Source organism: Bacillus toyonensis BCT-7112 (genome assembly GCF_000496285.1).
GTDB classification, from domain to species: domain Bacteria; phylum Bacillota; class Bacilli; order Bacillales; family Bacillaceae_G; genus Bacillus_A; species Bacillus_A toyonensis.
This window is the reverse complement of sequence record NC_022781.1, coordinates 842,624-860,476: the sequence shown is the minus strand read 5'-3', so window position 1 is coordinate 860,476 and position 17,853 is coordinate 842,624. Positions and strand designations below refer to the sequence as shown.

Sequence of the window (17,853 nt, the reverse complement as noted above, 5' to 3'; positions counted from 1 at the left end):
ACATGAAAATAATCGTGTTAGAGTGAAAAGACCTGACAAAGAATGGGAAGGAAAGGTTGTATAGAATGACAAATGAACAATCAATTGTAAAAGTTGAGCGGTTAACGAAGCGAATCGGTTCAAAGACACTTGTAGAAAATATTAGTTTCGAAGTTAAAAAAGGTGAAGTTGTTGGCCTGCTAGGACCAAATGGTGCTGGAAAAACGACTTTAATGAGAATGATGGTCGGTATGATCCGTATGACAGAAGGTGAAGTATGGATTGATGGTCAATCTGTAAAACAGCAATTTGAAAAAACTGCTGCGAAAATTGGTGCAGTAATTGAGACACCGGAATTTTATCCTTTTTTGAGCGGCTACGAAAATTTAACATATTTCGGCCGAATGAATGGGAATGTGACAGAAGAACGTATCGATGAAGTAGTGAAATTGTTAGGAATGGGACAAGTAATTGACCGTAAAGTAAAAGCATATTCACTCGGTATGAGACAACGTTTAGGGATTGCTCAGGCGCTTATTCATAATCCAGATGTATTGGTACTAGATGAACCAACGAATGGACTAGATCCAAGTGGAATACATGAAATGAGAATGTACATAAAGAAAATTGCACATGAACAAGGAAAAGCAGTACTTGTATCTAGTCACTTACTTTCAGAAGTTGAATTAATGTGTGACAGAGTTATTATTATTCAACACGGAGAATATGTAGCGACGCAAAATATTCAGCATAGTCATAGTGAAGAGATGGAGACGATCCGTATACGTGTAGATGATGCAAATAAAGCAGCGGAAATGTTAGAATGTGATGTTGTAATAAAAGGTAATGATCTACTTATCAATGTAAAAGATGAAGAAATCCCAAATGTTATTCGTACTTTGCTTGAGAAAAATATTCAAGTTTATCGTGTATATGAAGAAAGAAAAACGTTAGAAGAGCAATTTTTAGAATTAACAGGGGGAAAAGATATTGTTTAATTTAGTGTATAACGAGCTGTATAAAATATTTAAGCGTAAAAGAACGATTATTCCTTTTGCGGTTATTGCAGTATTAATAATTGGATTAGGATGGGTTACGGTAAAGTATTTAGAACCAGAAACAAAGGGTTGGAAAGCAGATTATACAGAACGTACGGTAGAAATTGAGAAAAAGCTTGGTATGAAAAAAGAAGCTATTTTAGCAGAAAGGTCGGGGGACGAGCTTGTAAAGGAATATCAGCTTAAAATGAAGCATTTAGATACGGATATAGCACCAGCAAGCAGTTCTCCACTTTCTTTCATGAGAGATACAGGTTTTATCGTATTTCCAATTTTGCTTCCATTTATCCTCGTGTATGCAAGTACAATTTTTGCGAATGAATATAGCTGGGGAACATATAAATTTTTAACAATCCGTCCGGCAAGTCGATTTAAAATTTTAACAGCAAAATTTTTAGCAATCGTTATATTTGCAGCTTTATTGTTTATATTTAATATGATTTTCTCCGCTTTAAGTGGACTTGTTATTTATAAATTCCAACAGCCTGCATGGAGTGAATTTATTTTTCAAGATGGAAATATTATAAAACAAAATATTTTTGTGGAAGTAAGTAAATATTACATTTTATCGTGGTTGCCAACTCTTGTGTACGCAGCGTTTGCATTTATGATTTCTGTGTTAACAAGATCTAGTGGGGGCGCAATCGGTATTTCACTGTTTCTTGCTTTATCAGGAAATATTGCGTTACTAGCAGCAACTAGATATAATTGGGTGAAATATTTATTGCCGGCAAACACAGATTTATACGGTATTGCCAAGAATGGAAGTTTTATTGAAGGAGTAACCTTCCCATTTGCTTCATGTATGTTATTGCTGTATTTATTTGTATTTTTAAGTATTTCCTATACAGTATTTTTAAAACGCGATTTAACTTAATAAGAAAAGCCGTTAAGTACCCCTTAACGGCTTTTTTCTATGAGAATTGTTTAAGAGCTTTTTCAGCTAGCAAAGCAAAGTATTTTGCACTTATAGGGAGTGCTCGTTCATCAATTGTAAAAGAAGGATGATGCCACTCATGTGTACCGCTCGTTCCCATAAAGACGAATGAACCTGGTATTTCTTGTTGGTAAAAGGAGAAGTCTTCTCCGGCCATTGATGGGTTAGGAGAAATAATATTTAAATTCATTTTTTCGGCAACTTGAGTAGATAAGTCGGTTAGAGATGTATCGTTATGAACAGCAGGAGGACCTGAATAAAAACGGAATTCTGTTTTTACGCCTAATGCATCAGAAACTCTTTTAATAATAAGTTCCATTAAAGCTGGTATCTTTTCTCGTGTTTCATTTTGGAATGTACGAACTGTTCCTTCTAATGTTGCTTTTTCAGGAATAACGTTCCACGTATTTCCTGAATGAATGTTTGTAACACTTACAACGGCATTATGTGAAGAGCTAATATTTCGACTTACAATTGTTTGTAGTGCCATAACAATTTGAGAGGATGCGACGATAGGGTCAACACCAGCATCTGGTACAGCTACGTGCGTCCCGACACCGTGAATTTCAATTTCAAATCGATCTACTCCAGCCATTAGTGGACCATCTTTAATGCCAATTGTACCTACTGGTAAATCAGGTTTATTATGCATACCGAAAATAGCTTGTACATCATGTAAATGTCCAGCTTCAATAACTTTGCAAGCACCGTTGCTACTTTCTTCAGCTGGTTGGAATATAAAGCGAACCGTTCCATTTAGGGAAGATTCCTTTTCTTTTAATAAGAAAGCTGTACCTAAAATAGCTGCTGTATGAAAATCATGTCCGCAAGCATGCATTTTACCTTGAATTTTTGAAGTGTATGGTAAGTTTGTTTCTTCTTGAATAGGAAGGGCATCAATATCAGCACGAATTGCTATAATTGGACCATTTTGATTACCAGAAATTTCTGCGATAATTCCTGTTTCTAAATTGGAATCAATAATAGTAATATTTGCTTCTTCTAACCAAGTTTTTATCGCTTTTGTTGTTTCAAACTCTTCATATGATAGTTCTGGATACTCATGTAAATGTCGGCGAATGGAAATAAGTTTTTCTGTTAGTTGATTTGGAATAGATGCCACGTATTATGCCCTCTTTCTTAAGCGAAGTATTTACTATAAGTATACAACAATAAAAGAGAGGATTCTCAAATGAAAATCCTCTCTCGTTAATGCCCGAGTGGTGTGAGCTAATAATCAGTGGGGATGAACAAAATCCCCACTGATTAAAGTTTTACTTTATGCTGCCACTTTTTTATGTGTATGATGTTTTTGATAACGTCCACGCCTTGCATATGCAATTTGCGGAATTGCAATACCGATTAAAATAAGTGATACACCTATCCACTGTGAAGATAGTACAGCTTCTTTTAAAACGAATACAGACATAATTGTTGTAACTGGTAGCTCTGCTGCACCAAGAATAGTCGCTAAGCCAGAACCGATTTTTGGAATACCAATTGTAAAGGCAATAGACGGAATAACGATACTAAATATTCCTAATCCTAAGCCGTATTTCCAAAGTCCTTGAGAAATGGCACCGTTCATAATAAATGTTGGTGGGAATACGATCATAACTAAAGTTAAAGCGCCAGCCATTAACAGGACACCACGTGGTAATGAAGGTACTTCAACAGCAACTTTTCCGCTCACAAAAATGTATGTTGCAAATGTAATAGCAGATAATAGCCCTAAAATGATTCCTGTTGTATCGAAAGTACCTGCCGATTTTTCCAGTAAACCACTTGATAAAAATGTACCTACAAGTAAGAAAATAACCGAAATAACTTTTTCCCTTGAAGGTAATGTTTTTGTTACAATAGCTTCAATAATAATACCGACCCAAACGAATTGGAACAAAAGAATAATTGCGATAGAAGCTGGTACAGTTTTTAATGAAGCATAATAAAAAATTCCAGTAAAACTTGCAGATGTTCCTGCAACGAATAAAATTAATGCTTGTTTTAATGGAACGCGGTGTCTAGAAAATAGAAGTGTAATAGCCAGCAAAATAATCCAACCGAACAAATATTGGCTGCCAATTACCTCTCCAAGTGAAAATCCTTCTGCATATGCAAGTTTAACAAAAATAGCTAAAATTCCATAACTACACGCTCCTAATAAAACTAAAAGAGAATAACGAAGCATGAAAAATTCCTCCCATCTATGTGAAGTTGTTCCGTAACGAAAATATATCTAGAGGGAAGTATACAAAATTAAAAATGTAGGGTCAAATAAAAGAAAAGTGCGACATTTTATAGAATAATAATAAAAGTATGATATTTATGCATAATCTTGAAATTGTTAATTATAAAAGTATTGTAAAATCAGCTTTGTATTGTATAAAGACAGCATTTGAAAAAATATTTTTTAAATCAATATGTATATAAACGTACGTATACGTGCTAATCATTTGAGAAACTATGTTACCTTTGTTATGTTAATAACAATTAAAGGGTTTCCTAATCCAATTGAGGTTTTTCTATATAATAGAAGGAAATGAAAACGTTTTATTAGAAACTGTGAGAAAGAGTGGTTTTTCTTATTACCACGTTGTAAAAGTGAGTTCACGAATTGTTCATAGTATTTTTATGTGTTTTTGCTACAATATGTAAGGAGAGGAGTGGAATTATGCAAGATATTAGTATTTTTTTAGCGTTTGGCGCTGGGTTCTTATCATTTATTTCCCCATGTTGCTTACCGCTTTATCCGGCATTTTTATCGTACATAACAGGTATGTCGGTTTCTGAATTGAAAGAAGAAAATGCAATGCTTCGCAAAAGAAGTATGATACATACAGCGTTTTTCTTACTTGGATTTTCAATTATATTTATTGCAATTGGATTTGGTACAAGTTTTATTGGAGGAATCTTTACAGATTATAAAGATTTAATTAGACAGCTAGGTGGTATATTTATCATCGTGTTCGGTCTTATTATTGTTGGGGTATTTAAACCGAAGTTTTTAATGCAAGATCGCAAATTTACATTTAAAAATCGTCCGAGTGGCTATTTTGGATCAGTTCTAATTGGATTGGCCTTTGCTGCAGGATGGACGCCATGTACTGGACCTATTTTAGTGTCCGTAATTGGATTAGCAGCAACAAACCCAGAATCAGCAATGATTTATATGATTGCTTACATACTTGGATTTGCTATCCCATTTTTCGTGCTTTCATTCTTTATTACGAAAATGTCTTGGATTAAAAGAAATAGTATGGCCTTTATGAAAGTCGGAGGATACATTATGATTGTCATGGGTATCTTCTTATACTTTAATTGGATGACGAAAATTATCGTATATTTCTCAAGTTTATTTGGTGGTTTTACCGGTTTTTAGTATTATTCTGTGAAAATGTTGGAAATACTAACGGAAAAGCATATAATGAAAGTATATTTTGCATATAGCCACAAAAAAGGATGAGAAAATATGAACATAGTTCTTTTATCAAGTATCGTTGCTGTTTGTATGGCTGTCGGTGCGATGTTTATTCGTTTAAAAGCAGCTAAGAAACCTGCAACATTGAAAAAAATTATACTTCCGCCATTTTTTATGAGTACGGGAGCATTGATGTATGTTTTTCCTGAATTTCGATTAACTCCAGCAGAAATGTTAGAAGCAATTGGTGTTGGTTTGATTTTCTCTATTTTTCTTATTAAAACATCTAAATTTGAAATTAGAGGACAAGAGATTTACTTGAAGCGTTCAAAAGCATTTGTTTTTATATTAATTGGATTACTTGTAGTACGGATTGTATTTAAAACATACTTAAGTCAATCTCTTGATTTAGGACAACTTAGCGGCATGTTCTTCTTACTTGCGTTTGCGATGATTGTATCATGGAGAATTGCGATGTACCGTTCCTTTACGAAATTACAGAAGGAAATGGAAAAAGAAGATGGTTTTTATAATGAAAAAGATATGAAGCTAACTTAAAACTGTATATGTATAAAATAAAAAAGACAGCGTCAAAGGCGCTGTCTTTTTTATCGAAAATAATGTGAAGTTATTTTGCGAGTAAAGACTTGTAGTTTGAATAATCAATCTCTTTTTCTTGTAGTTTTTTTACTAAAAATTTATGATCACGCTTTGGTGTGGCAATAATATATCCTTTAATAATTAAGTCTTGTGTAATTTGAGAGGCATTTTCTTGTAATGCAAGTTCTCCAATTTTACCAGCGATTTTGGATTTGGCAACGTCGCGAAATAGTTCTGGAACAGGACTTACAAGCTCTTCTAGCAATTGTTTTTGTTCGTCAGCCCATAAATGTCTCGTTTTATTTATGTAGTGTTCTTCCCAATCTAAAATGGACATACCATCTTCTTTTGGTAATCGTTTTAAAAATTTTCTGAACATAAAGTATCCACCGATAGACATAAGTCCTAATAAAATGACAGTCCATAATACAATGAACCAACTGAACCATCCTTCGAGCAAGTATATCCCCCCCCTTAAATGATTTCGATTTTCTTTTATTCATATTATAAACATTGAGATTCATAGAAAGCAAGAACGCTTGGTCATTTTGACCAAGCGTAATCATTTAAACAAAGTATAGTTGTTCAACACATAAATTATTATTATCGTCTTCAACATACTCAATAATAAGTGTGCCAACTTTACGATCTTTATCTTCAGTTGTGAAAATAGAGTAAGAAGTAAAACGTGCTGTTGATAGGCCGCTTATATGTGTAGGTAAAGAAATGTAGTCGTTATCGCGGAAGAATTCCATTAGTTCAATATCTTCAAATTCTTTTCGGTCAACTTGTTTGTTTGTATAGCGGCGTTGAAGTTGTTTTAAAGATTCATTCCAAGAAATTGCTTTTGTGTCGTATACCATTGTTCTATCTCCTTACTGTATGTAATCGTTAAGAACATACGTTCTAATTTAGTATACTCTTTTTATTAGAAAAGGGAAAGCAAAAAATAATGTAAGCTTGGATTTCCAAGCTTACATTATTTTTGCGTTCGTCATAATCTCTATCTTTTATTATAAGTTACATAAGAATAAGAAACAAGATGATATATATTTTGTTGATAGTTTTCAAAATTATGTATATTATCAATATATTATATGGAAAGGGAATGAGTGGGATGGCATATGTAATTTCACTACAAGGACCGATGGCAAGTGGGAAAACAACAGTAGCTAAAAGGCTAGAGCAACATGGGTTATCGGTTATATATGAAAATCCATATCGAATTGTAGAAAAGCGAATAGAATTAAATTTAGATATGAATTCAAAAGATGGTTTTATAACAAATCAAAAAATGTTCATTGGAGCAAAAATAAAAGAGTTTCAAAATATCCAGGAATCAACGGTGATTTTTGATCGTGGGCCAGAAGATATTGAGTTCTATACACTTTTTTATCCGAAATTAATAGGAAAAGAGTGGGATATAGAAACAGAATTGCAAGATGATTTATGTGAACTAAGAAAATGCCGTTCGGATGCAATTTTTTATTTAGACGTTTCGAAAGAGAATGTATATGATAGAAAAAATAATGATAGGGTAAGAAACCGAAGTACATTTGAAGAACAACTTAAATTAGTAGAAACTGAAAAAGAATGGTATAAACAATTTCCTGTAACTTATGTGGACACGAATGCATTATCAGTGGACGAATTAGAAGCATATTTTATACGATGGCTAAAGGAGAGAGGGCTATGAAGAAAATAGTATTATTCGTATACCCAACATTTGCGGAGTTTGAAATAACGGTAGCAACGGCATTGCTGAGAAATAAATATGAAATCATTACAGCAGGTTTAACTAAGGAATTGGTTATAAGTGAAACGGGGTTGCAAGTGCAGCCGCATATAGAATTAAGTGAAGTGCGTGTAGATGAGTATGAAGGGATACTTATTCCAGGTGGAGAAGAAGTACAGTTGAAAGATGCAAAACCTCTTTTTTCAATCATTCATCAATTTTATGAACAAGAAAAATTAGTGGCAGCAATTTGTGCTGGACCGTATGCGTTGGCAAAGGCAGGCTTATTGAAAGGGGGATCTTATACAGCGACCATAGATTATAAAAGATTCGATTGTTTTCCAGTAGAAAATTTCGTGTATAAAGAAGTTGTGCAGCACTCAAATATAATTACAGCACAAGGGCATGCATTTGTACCATTCGGAATAGCGATTGCTTCTTATTTTGGAGTAGCAGACGAACATAATACAAATTTTTATTGTGGTAAAGGCAATGTAGTGATGGAGAAACTTTTATGAGAAAACGTGTAAAAGCTAGCATTTGCTAGCTTTTTTCTTTTTTACATCGATAAATCGCTACCGTTTTCGGATCATGCCATATACCGTTATGAAGTGATAATTCATTTTCTATTTCTTTTTGTAGCCATTCCTTCATTTCGGCGTGAAGATACATATTGTCTGGTATATTCAGTGATGGGAACATGCTAGAAATATAGTTTACGATCGGAGTAGCGTGATGAAAAACGAGTGCATTATGAATAACTGTTTCTGCAACAGTTGGAAAAACAGATTGTAATATCTCCTTACCATTTTCTAAACAAAATGGAGCAACCGCTGCTGATGTTTGCGGTAAATCAAATGCGGCTAACATCTTGTTACACATTTCAACTATACGAGGTAATGAAACGTTAGAATTTGTTGTAGCTAAAAGTGTACCGCCAGGACGAATGACTTTATAAAAGTCTTGAATGGTTCTTTTTACATCTTTCACGTGGTATAACATATGTCTTGCGATTATCCAGTCATAACAATTATCTTCGAATGGAAGTTTACTAGCATCACCCTGTTTCCATTCAATTCTATTACTTTTTTTAGCGGCTTCAGAAAGCATGGCTTTCGATTGATCAAATCCGGTTAATTGGCCTTTATGACCGTTAGTTTGTAAAAGGGAAAGGAATTTTCCACTCGCGCACCCAACTTCTAATATGTTTTCTTTTCCTTGAAGTTGTAAATGTTCAAGGACGACTTCATCTAAATTCACTTGTTTCTCTTCGAAACGTTTATGCGTATGGATACGTGTTTGTAAATGGTTGCTGACGCTGTATTGGCGTTTTACATCATTCATTTTTTCGGATTCCACCTTCGTGCAAAATTGCTGAATCGCATGTGTTAATACATCTGTCTTCTTTAAGCCTTCGTAATGGAGTGCTGCTTCAAACCTTTCAAGTAAATTTTCTTCAATTCGAAAATGAATATCTTTTCGTTTCGCCACTGAAAACTCGCCTCTTTTCATCTGTTAGTGAAAATATAGCATGCCTGGAAATTTTGTGTAAATAATTTGTGTACACAAAATTAGGGTAGGTGAAAAAATGTTTGAATATGAGTTTAAACTATTGACGATTTAACCGTTTTCATTTATTCTTAAATTAAGAAATATTCAAATAATTAAAAGAAATGAGAGAGTCACATGCTTCTTCAAGGAACACATCGAATTGGTCGTATGGCCATGCTGTTGGCACTTGCGGATGAGAATGAAAGCCCTGTATTATCTATTCCAAAAGGTTGGAAATATTGTACAGGGAAAGTGGGTTCTATGAATTCGCAAAAGGTCGTAGCGGCAATGGAAACAGCGGCTAAAAGCAACCGAGTTATTGAAACGGATGTTTACAGAGAAACACATGCACTTTATCATGCAATAATGGAAGCTTTGTACGGAGTGACGAGAGGTCAAATTCAGTTAGCAGACGTTCTTCGTACAGTAGGACTTCGTTTTGCAATTGTGCGCGGTACACCATACGACGGAAAAAAAGAAGGCGAATGGGTTGCTGTTGCACTTTATGGAACGATTGGTGCACCTGTAAAAGGATCTGAGCATGAGGCGATTGGTTTAGGAATTAATCACATATGATTTGCCCATAGTCTATTAGTTAGAAGGGGGCCTTACTTTTTAGGACAGAAGTCTGTCTTAAAAAGATAAGGTCCCCTTTTGCCTTTTTAAGGAGGAAAAAAGAATGATTACGTTAACAGGACATACATTGACAGTTGAAGAAATGAAGAAGTTATTACTTGAAGGGGAAGGTGTAACAGCTTGCCCAACTAGTATGCAAAAGGTGGCGGAGTGCCGCGAAGTAGTTGAGAAAATCGTAGAAGACGGGAAAGTTGTTTACGGTATTACAACTGGATTTGGAAAGTTTAGTGATGTGTTTATTCAAAAGGAGGATGTAAAGGCACTTCAACACAATTTAATTCAGTCACATGCATGCGGGATAGGCGATCCATTCCCTGAAGAAGTATCACGCGGTATGTTAATTTTACGAGCGAACACGATGCTTAAAGGAGTATCTGGCGTTAGACCGCTTGTTGTAAATATGCTTCTTGAGTTTGTAAATCGCAAAATTCACCCAGTCGTTCCGCAACAAGGTTCACTTGGTGCGAGTGGAGACTTAGCACCTTTATCTCATCTTGCGCTCGTATTATTAGGCGAAGGTGAAGTGTTCTATAAAGGGAAAAGAGTCCATGCAATGGTTGCTCTTACAGAAGAAGGTCTTGAACCGATTGAACTTGAAGCGAAAGAAGGGCTTGCATTAATCAATGGTACACAGGCGATGACAGCGCAAGGAGTTCTTTCTTATATAGAAGCAGAAGCAACTGCATATCAAGCGGAATTAATTGCTTCGATGACAATTGAAGGATTACAAGGCATTATTGATGCATTTGATGAAAATGTTCATAAAGCACGTGGTTATAAAGAGCAAGTGGAAGTCGCGAGCAGAATTCGTGACATCCTTCAAGATAGTAAGTTAACAACAAAACAAGGAGAACTACGTGTACAGGATGCATATTCACTTCGCTGTATCCCGCAAGTACACGGTGCTTCTTGGCAAGTTTTAAATTATGTGAAAGAAAAATTAGAAATTGAAATGAATGCAGCAACAGATAATCCGCTTATCTTTGATGGCGGAGAAAAAGTAATTTCGGGTGGTAATTTCCATGGTCAACCGATTGCGTTTGCGATGGACTTCTTAAAAGTAGGAATGGCGGAACTTGCAAATATTTCAGAACGTCGTATTGAGCGTTTAGTAAATCCGCAATTAAATGATTTACCTCCATTTTTAAGTCCAGAACCAGGACTGCAGTCTGGTGCAATGATTATGCAATACGCAGCTGCGTCACTTGTTTCTGAAAATAAAACGTTAGCACATCCGGCGAGTGTTGATTCAATCCCGTCATCAGCTAACCAAGAAGATCACGTAAGTATGGGAACAATCGCTTCACGCCATGCACATCAAATTATTCAAAATGTAAGACGTGTTCTTTCAATTGAGATGATTTGTGCGATGCAAGCAGCGGAATATCGCGGAATTGAAAACATGAGTACAGTGACGAAGAGCTTCTACCATCAAGGCCGTCAGCAAGTACCTTCTATTACAAATGACCGTATATTCTCAACAGATATTGAAAATATTACGCATTGGTTAAAAACGAATGATTTGATAAAAGAAAGATTAGATGTAAACGCAGCACTATAAAATGAGAAAAGGGAGAGATTGAAATGGAAAAAGTAAAACAAACAATTCGCGCGCCAAGAGGTACGGAGTTACAAGCGAAAGGGTGGGTTCAAGAAGCTGCACTTCGTATGTTAATGAACAATTTAGATCCTGAAGTTGCTGAAAAACCAGAAGAATTAGTTGTATATGGCGGAATTGGCCGTGCAGCTCGTAACTGGGAAAGCTATCAGGCAATTGTAGATTCATTAAAAACGTTAGAAAGCGATGAAACGTTACTTGTTCAATCAGGGAAACCAGTAGCAATCTTCAAATCACATGAAGATGCACCTCGCGTTCTGTTAGCGAACTCAAACTTAGTACCAAAATGGGCGAACTGGGATCACTTCCGTGAATTAGAGAAAAAAGGTCTTATGATGTACGGACAAATGACAGCGGGTAGTTGGATTTACATTGGAACTCAAGGGATTTTACAAGGAACATATGAAACGTTTGGTGAAGCGGCTCGTCAACATTTCGGTGGTTCATTAAAAGGTACATTAACACTTACTGCTGGTTTAGGTGGGATGGGTGGTGCACAGCCTCTTGCTGTAACGATGAACGGCGGTGTTGTCATTGCTATTGATGTTGATAAGCGCAGCATTGATCGTCGTATTGAAAAGAGATACTGTGATATGTATACAGAATCATTAGAAGAAGCGTTAACTGTTGCGAACGAGTATAAAGAGAAGAAAGAACCGATTTCTATTGGTTTATTAGGAAATGCGGCAGAAATTTTACCAGAACTAGTGAAGCGTAATATTACGCCAGATTTAGTTACGGATCAAACATCTGCTCATGATCCATTAAACGGTTATATTCCAGTAGGTTACACATTAGAAGAAGCAGCGAAACTTCGTGAAGAAGATCCAGAACGTTACGTACAATTATCAAAAGAAAGCATGACAAAACATGTGGAAGCAATGCTTGCGATGCAAGAAAAAGGCGCAATTACATTTGATTATGGAAATAACATTCGCCAAGTTGCTTTCGATGAAGGTTTGAAAAATGCTTTTGATTTCCCGGGATTCGTTCCAGCATTTATTCGTCCATTATTCTGTGAAGGAAAAGGACCATTCCGCTGGGTAGCACTTTCTGGTGATCCAGAAGATATTTATAAAACAGACGAAGTAATTTTACGTGAGTTCGCTGATAATGAACATTTATGTAACTGGATTCGTATGGCTCGTCAGCAAGTTGAGTTCCAAGGTCTTCCATCACGTATTTGTTGGTTAGGTTACGGTGAGCGTGCGAAGTTTGGCCGCATTATTAATGAAATGGTGGCGAATGGTGAATTATCAGCACCGATCGTTATCGGCCGTGACCATTTAGATTGCGGATCAGTAGCATCTCCAAACCGTGAAACGGAATCGATGAAAGACGGTAGTGATGCAGTAGCAGATTGGCCAATTTTAAATGCATTAATTAACAGTGTAAACGGTGCAAGCTGGGTATCTGTTCACCACGGTGGTGGCGTTGGCATGGGGTATTCACTTCACGCTGGAATGGTTATCGTTGCAGATGGAACAGAGGCGGCAGCAAAACGTATTGAGCGCGTATTAACTTCTGACCCTGGAATGGGTGTTGTTCGTCACGTAGATGCTGGATATGACTTAGCTGTTGAAACAGCGAAAGAAAAAGGCGTTAACATTCCAATGATGAAATAAGGAGGAGAAAACATGCTGGACACTTTACTAATAAATATCGGTCAATTACTAACAATGGATCAAGAAGATGGCTTGTTAAGACGGGAAGCGATGAACACGCTTCCTGTTATTGAAAACGGTGTGGTTGGAATTGAAAATGGCGTAATCACTTTCGTTGGAACAGCGGAAGAAGCAAAAGGAATACAAGCGAAAGAAGTTATTGATTGCGGCGGTAAAATGGTTTCTCCTGGTCTTGTTGACCCGCATACTCATCTTGTATTTGGTGGATCTCGTGAAAATGAAATCGCGCTAAAATTACAAGGAGTTCCGTACTTAGAAATTTTAGAACAAGGTGGAGGCATTCTTTCGACTGTAAATGCAACGAAACAAGCATCGAAAGAAGAACTTGTTCAAAAAGCGAAATTCCATTTAGACCGTATGCTATCTTTCGGTGTGACAACTGTAGAAGCGAAGAGTGGTTACGGATTAGATGATGAGACGGAATGGAAACAATTAGAGGCAACTGCACAATTACAAAAAGAGCATCCAATCGATTTAGTTTCAACATTTTTAGGTGCCCATGCAGTTCCGAAAGAGTATAAAGGAAGATCAAAAGAATTTTTACAATGGATGCTAGACCTACTGCCAGAAATGAAAGAGAAGCAATTAGCGGAATTCGTTGATATTTTCTGCGAAACAGGTGTGTTCTCTGTAGAAGAATCAAAAGAGTTTTTATTAAAAGCGAAAGAACTTGGCTTTGACGTGAAAATTCATGCAGATGAAATCGACCCTCTTGGTGGTGCGGAAGCATCAGCTGAAATTGGTGCAGCATCAGCGGACCATTTAGTTGGCGCTTCTGATAAAGGAATTGAAATGCTTGCAAACTCTAATACAGTAGCAACGCTATTACCAGGAACAACTTTCTATTTAAATAAAGAAAGCTTTGCTCGCGGTCGTAAAATGATTGATGAAGGTGTTGCAGTTGCGTTAGCTACAGACTTTAATCCAGGCAGCTGTCCAACTGAAAACATTCAGCTTATTATGAGCATCGCAATGCTCAAACTGAAAATGACACCAGAAGAAGTTTGGAACGCGGTAACAGTTAACTCTTCGTATGCTATTAATCGAGGTGATGTAGCTGGGAAAATTAGAGTTGGTCGCAAGGCAGATTTAGTTTTATGGGATGCTTACAATTTTGCTTACGTACCGTATCATTACGGCGTAAGTCATGTGAATACAGTATGGAAGAATGGTAATATCGCATATACAAGAGGTGAACAATCGTGGAGCACGGCCACTATTTAAAGAAAAATGCAAAGTTTATTGATCGTGAAGTGACGAAATGGAGTGAGATGATTAAAGATTGGGAGGAAGGCGTGGAAATATTCGGTGCTGCCTTAATTGGAGCACCCCTTTCTAAACCATCTATTAGTCATTCAGGAGCAAGTTTTGCTCCAAAAACAATTCGTGCGATGTTAGATGCATATAGCACGTATGCAATTACAGAAGAACACGATATGAAAGAAAGTGTTTTATATGATTGCGGTGATATTACGATGCATGTGACAAATATAAAAGAAAGTCATGACCGAATTGCGAAAACGGTTGGGCATCTAACGAAAGTAAATCCAAACATGATACCAATCGTTCTTGGTGGGGACCATTCGATTAGTTTTCCGAGTATAACAGGATTTGCAAATAGTAAAGGAAAGATCGGTATTATTCAATTTGATGCTCATCATGATTTGCGTAATTTAGATGATGGTGGTCCATCAAATGGTACACCGTTCCGTAGTTTACTAGAAAATGGTGTCATTACAGGAAAACAACTCGTTCAAATTGGAATTCGTAATTTTTCTAATGCACGTGCGTACCATGAATATGCAAAAGAGCACGGTGTGACAGTGTATACAATGAAAGATGTACGAGAGCGAGAAATAAAAGATATTATGACAGAAAGCATTGAAGTATTAAGAAAACAAGGTGTGACTTCTATTTACATTTCTCTTGATATGGATGTACTAGATCAAGCATTCGCGCCAGGTTGTCCAGCAATTGGCCCTGGAGGAATGGATAGCTCAACTTTACTTGATGCGATTGAATTTATTGGCAAAGAACCCCTCGTGCAAGGGATGGATATAGTAGAAATTGATCCAACTCTTGATTTCAGGGATATGACGAGCAGAGTAGCTGCGCAAGTAATTATGAGTTTTCTTTTAGCGCGAGAAACGATTCGTAAGCAAGTTAGTATATAGGTTGGAAATTAAAAGTGAATCTTTAGCTATGTCTTATAAAAACACATTACTACTTATATTGTAGTAATGTGTTTTTGTATTGTAAGAGGTTTGTAAAATTAAAATGGGTGCTTATGAAAAAGTTGGAGGAATTGCGGTTTTGTAGTGTTATTTTGTGGATTAATTAAATTGTTTTGAATGAATTGACACGGGAAATAATTTTATGATAAAATAAAAATTTTGCTAAAAAAATGAATATATGTTAAGCTTGAGAAGGTTACCATATATGGAGGTGGATTATTTGTTTCAAATTGGCGATAACATTGTGTATCCAATGCAGGGAGCAGGTATAATTAAAGCCATAGAAGAGAAAGAAATCGCAGGAAAAAAACAACAATATTATGTTATAAAAATGTCGGCTAATAATATGGAAATAATGATTCCTGAAGGGAAAATATTGAATTCAAATATACGACCAGTTACGGATATCACGGCATTAATACACATAATAGATATTTTTCAGCATGGGGAATCAGATAGATTACTTACGTGGAAACAAAGGTATAAAGTGAACACTGATAAAATAAAAACGGGTAAAATGCAAGAAGGTGCTGAAGTTGTGCGTGATTTAATGCGTATACAAAAAGAAAAAGCACTTAATGCAAGCGAAAAGAAAATGTTAGATAACGCACATGAATTTTTGATTAGTGAACTTGGATTAATTGAAGGTATCACAGAAAATCAAATAAAAAGCTTTTGTTAAGGTTCATTACAAATAATGTATTGCATCCCAAAAAAGGTCTTGAATTTTTTGGGAACATAATTATAGGCAATTAATCATTTCAAAGACATTCAACTCTTTCAAACCACTTTTAAAGCATTAACCTCTTTTGTTATTACTACAATCAAATCCATTTTTATTTTAAATTTCTTTTACGAATGTTCGAAGTTTAATTCAATACTTCGATAAAATAGTTACTTGATTTTTGCAATCCTGATTCACACTGGCACGGACGAGGAGCCGTAAGGATGAAAGAGAGGTAGGGCTTTCATTGTTTTAGGTATATAAGTTATTATTTTTAGAAGAATACGGAACCATTTTCACTTCTATTGATAAGGGATTCTTTATGTTAAAGAGATAGACGAATTGACAGCCATATATGGTCAACTAAAAAGGTTTCCTACTAAGGAAACCTTTTTAATTTTATTTAGAGCATTCTATTTTTTTGATATTCGAATGTTTTGTGGCAAAGTCGTATAAATTGACGCTACTATTTAAAAGTAAGTATGATGCAATTATAGTAAGAATTTTTTAGGGGGAAGAAAAATGACAAGTTCAAATAATAAAACGGCAAGTATTTATGAAGGAACGAATATAAACGCTGGTGGAACTTTTGAAAACGTTGAAGAAACGAAGTTATTTAATCCGATACAAATTGGGTCTTGGTCTCTTCGTAATCGCATAGCGATGGCACCGATGACGAGATGCTTTGCAGACAGTGAAACGGGTGTAGTTGGTGCTGACGTAGTTGAGTATTATCGCAAGCGTGCTGCTGATAGCATTGGGTTAATTATTACAGAAGGAATTGTCATTAGCCCAAGAGCAAAAGGGAACCCAGGGGTACCAGGTATGTATACACAAGCACAAATAGATTCTTGGAAACCTGTTACGGAAGCAGTACATAAAGAAGGCGGGACTATTATTGCTCAAATATGGCATGTTGGACGTATGAGCCATCACGAAATAATTGGCGGTCAATTACCACAAGCACCGTCAGCAATCGCTGCAGAGGGAAATGTTCCGCGTTTCCGTAAACCGTTTGATACACCAGAAGCAATGACAATAGAAGAAATAAAAGAGGTTATTGGTCAATACGCACAAGCAGCGAAAAATGCGATTGAAGCAGGATTCGATGGTGTAGAGATTCACGGTGCGCACGGATATTTAATAGATCAATTTACTTATGAATTTGCGAATAAGCGAACAGATAAATATGGCGGCGATTTAAAGAAAAGGTTAACATTTATGAAAGAAGTAACTGAGGCTGTAATAGAAGCAGTTGGAGCTGATAAAACACTTCTGCGCTTCTCTGCTTTCAAAGGTGATAATCCTACTTATATGTGGGAAAATCCAGAACTTGCAATTGAAACGTTTGTAAATATGTTCAAAGAAGTTGGATTAACGATGATTCACCCTTCAACGATGAATTATACGCAAGTGATTGCTGATGGCAAAAATTTTCATCAATTAGTAAGAAAATATTGGGATGGCACGATTGTTGGGGTTGGTAATTTAAATCCGAAAGAGGCTGAAGAAGCGTTGCAAGAAGGAACGATTGATGTAGCGGCATTCGGAAGACCATTGATCGCTAATCCAGATTTTGTTCATCGAATTAAACATGCTGAAAGTTTAGTTGAATATGACGCGAAAGAGCATCTTGCTACATTAGTGTGAATAAAGATAAAAGGAGAACATATAAAGT

At 36.0% G+C, this 17,853-nt stretch carries 19 protein-coding genes; 14 read left to right on the top strand and 5 right to left on the bottom strand.

Annotation, left to right across the window (positions count from 1 at the left end; translation table 11 throughout):
* The first annotated feature begins 65 nt into the window (after positions 1–65).
* Both BTOYO_RS04345 and BTOYO_RS04340 read left to right on the top strand, forming a co-directional pair.
* Positions 66–977: an ABC transporter ATP-binding protein gene (locus tag BTOYO_RS04345; protein ID WP_000180632.1), complete on the top strand. Its 912-nt coding sequence runs from the start codon at positions 66–68 to the stop codon at positions 975–977.
* Positions 970–1,914: an ABC transporter permease gene (locus BTOYO_RS04340; protein ID WP_000482778.1), complete on the top strand. Its 945-nt coding sequence runs from the start codon at positions 970–972 to the stop codon at positions 1,912–1,914. Before BTOYO_RS04345 ends, BTOYO_RS04340 begins: the two co-directional genes overlap by 8 nt.
* A gap of 37 nt (positions 1,915–1,951) precedes the next feature.
* Here the strand turns inward: BTOYO_RS04340 and BTOYO_RS04335 are convergent, their stop codons facing one another.
* Complete coding sequence (locus BTOYO_RS04335; protein WP_023441003.1) at positions 1,952–3,097, bottom strand: M20 peptidase aminoacylase family protein; 1,146 nt, start codon at positions 3,095–3,097, stop codon at positions 1,952–1,954.
* A gap of 156 nt (positions 3,098–3,253) precedes the next feature.
* A complete protein-coding gene (locus tag BTOYO_RS04330; protein WP_000947022.1) occupies positions 3,254–4,162 on the bottom strand; it encodes an EamA family transporter in 909 nt (302 codons plus the stop codon).
* Positions 4,163–4,479: 317 nt separating this feature from the next.
* Here BTOYO_RS04330 and BTOYO_RS28210 point away from each other — a divergent pair, with 317 nt between their 5' ends.
* From BTOYO_RS28210 to BTOYO_RS04320, 3 genes are all read left to right on the top strand, one after another.
* Positions 4,480–4,629 carry a peptidase T gene (locus tag BTOYO_RS28210; protein WP_073990665.1) on the top strand — a complete coding sequence of 50 codons (150 nt, stop codon included), beginning with the start codon at positions 4,480–4,482 and terminating at the stop codon, positions 4,627–4,629.
* A 16-nt stretch (positions 4,630–4,645) separates the two neighbouring features.
* The gene (gene ccdA, locus BTOYO_RS04325; protein WP_001152675.1) at positions 4,646–5,353 is read left to right on the top strand and encodes a cytochrome c-type biogenesis protein CcdA; all 708 of its coding nucleotides are present in this window, start codon (positions 4,646–4,648) and stop codon (positions 5,351–5,353) included.
* 90 nt (positions 5,354–5,443) lie between these two features.
* Positions 5,444–5,950, top strand: coding sequence for a CcdC family protein (locus BTOYO_RS04320; RefSeq protein ID WP_001028440.1), 507 nt, complete (start codon positions 5,444–5,446; stop codon positions 5,948–5,950).
* A gap of 70 nt (positions 5,951–6,020) precedes the next feature.
* Here the strand turns inward: BTOYO_RS04320 and BTOYO_RS04315 are convergent, their stop codons facing one another.
* Both BTOYO_RS04315 and BTOYO_RS04310 read right to left on the bottom strand, forming a co-directional pair.
* Positions 6,021–6,452 (bottom strand): DUF2621 domain-containing protein, encoded by a 432-nt coding sequence (locus BTOYO_RS04315; protein WP_000889376.1) that lies wholly within the window; start codon positions 6,450–6,452, stop codon positions 6,021–6,023.
* 106 nt (positions 6,453–6,558) lie between these two features.
* Positions 6,559–6,855, bottom strand: a complete 297-nt coding sequence (locus tag BTOYO_RS04310) for a hypothetical protein (RefSeq protein WP_000262403.1) — start codon at positions 6,853–6,855, stop codon at positions 6,559–6,561.
* A 245-nt stretch (positions 6,856–7,100) separates the two neighbouring features.
* On the opposite strand from BTOYO_RS04310, the gene BTOYO_RS04305 reads away from it, so the two are divergent.
* Together BTOYO_RS04305 and BTOYO_RS04300 are read left to right on the top strand one after the other, a co-directional pair.
* A complete protein-coding gene (locus BTOYO_RS04305; protein WP_002093451.1) occupies positions 7,101–7,688 on the top strand; it encodes an AAA family ATPase in 588 nt (195 codons plus the stop codon).
* Complete coding sequence (locus BTOYO_RS04300; protein WP_000725025.1) at positions 7,685–8,245, top strand: DJ-1/PfpI family protein; 561 nt, start codon at positions 7,685–7,687, stop codon at positions 8,243–8,245. The genes BTOYO_RS04305 and BTOYO_RS04300 overlap by 4 nt, the downstream gene beginning before the upstream one ends.
* Positions 8,246–8,270: 25 nt before the next feature.
* Here the strand turns inward: BTOYO_RS04300 and BTOYO_RS04295 are convergent, their stop codons facing one another.
* Positions 8,271–9,218 (bottom strand): class I SAM-dependent methyltransferase, encoded by a 948-nt coding sequence (locus tag BTOYO_RS04295; protein WP_001129129.1) that lies wholly within the window; start codon positions 9,216–9,218, stop codon positions 8,271–8,273.
* A 195-nt stretch (positions 9,219–9,413) separates the two neighbouring features.
* Between BTOYO_RS04295 and hutP the strand changes: the two genes are divergently transcribed.
* The 7 genes from hutP (at position 9,414) to BTOYO_RS04260 (ending at position 17,825) form a co-directional block, all read left to right on the top strand.
* Positions 9,414–9,854: a hut operon transcriptional regulator HutP gene (gene hutP, locus BTOYO_RS04290; RefSeq protein ID WP_000926519.1), complete on the top strand. Its 441-nt coding sequence runs from the start codon at positions 9,414–9,416 to the stop codon at positions 9,852–9,854.
* Positions 9,855–9,957: 103 nt separating this feature from the next.
* Positions 9,958–11,475: a histidine ammonia-lyase gene (hutH, locus tag BTOYO_RS04285; RefSeq protein WP_000631856.1), complete on the top strand. Its 1,518-nt coding sequence runs from the start codon at positions 9,958–9,960 to the stop codon at positions 11,473–11,475.
* A gap of 23 nt (positions 11,476–11,498) precedes the next feature.
* Complete coding sequence (hutU, locus tag BTOYO_RS04280; protein ID WP_000416699.1) at positions 11,499–13,157, top strand: urocanate hydratase; 1,659 nt, start codon at positions 11,499–11,501, stop codon at positions 13,155–13,157.
* Positions 13,158–13,169: 12 nt separating this feature from the next.
* Positions 13,170–14,441: an imidazolonepropionase gene (gene hutI / locus BTOYO_RS04275; RefSeq protein ID WP_000887554.1), complete on the top strand. Its 1,272-nt coding sequence runs from the start codon at positions 13,170–13,172 to the stop codon at positions 14,439–14,441.
* Positions 14,420–15,391 (top strand): formimidoylglutamase, encoded by a 972-nt coding sequence (gene hutG / locus BTOYO_RS04270; RefSeq protein ID WP_000399847.1) that lies wholly within the window; start codon positions 14,420–14,422, stop codon positions 15,389–15,391. The genes hutI and hutG overlap by 22 nt, the downstream gene beginning before the upstream one ends.
* Before the next feature lie 280 nt (positions 15,392–15,671).
* Positions 15,672–16,133: a CarD family transcriptional regulator gene (locus tag BTOYO_RS04265; RefSeq protein ID WP_000486323.1), complete on the top strand. Its 462-nt coding sequence runs from the start codon at positions 15,672–15,674 to the stop codon at positions 16,131–16,133.
* Between the two features lie 564 nt (positions 16,134–16,697).
* Positions 16,698–17,825 (top strand): alkene reductase, encoded by a 1,128-nt coding sequence (locus tag BTOYO_RS04260; RefSeq protein WP_000204424.1) that lies wholly within the window; start codon positions 16,698–16,700, stop codon positions 17,823–17,825.
* The last annotated feature ends 28 nt before the right edge of the window (positions 17,826–17,853 follow it).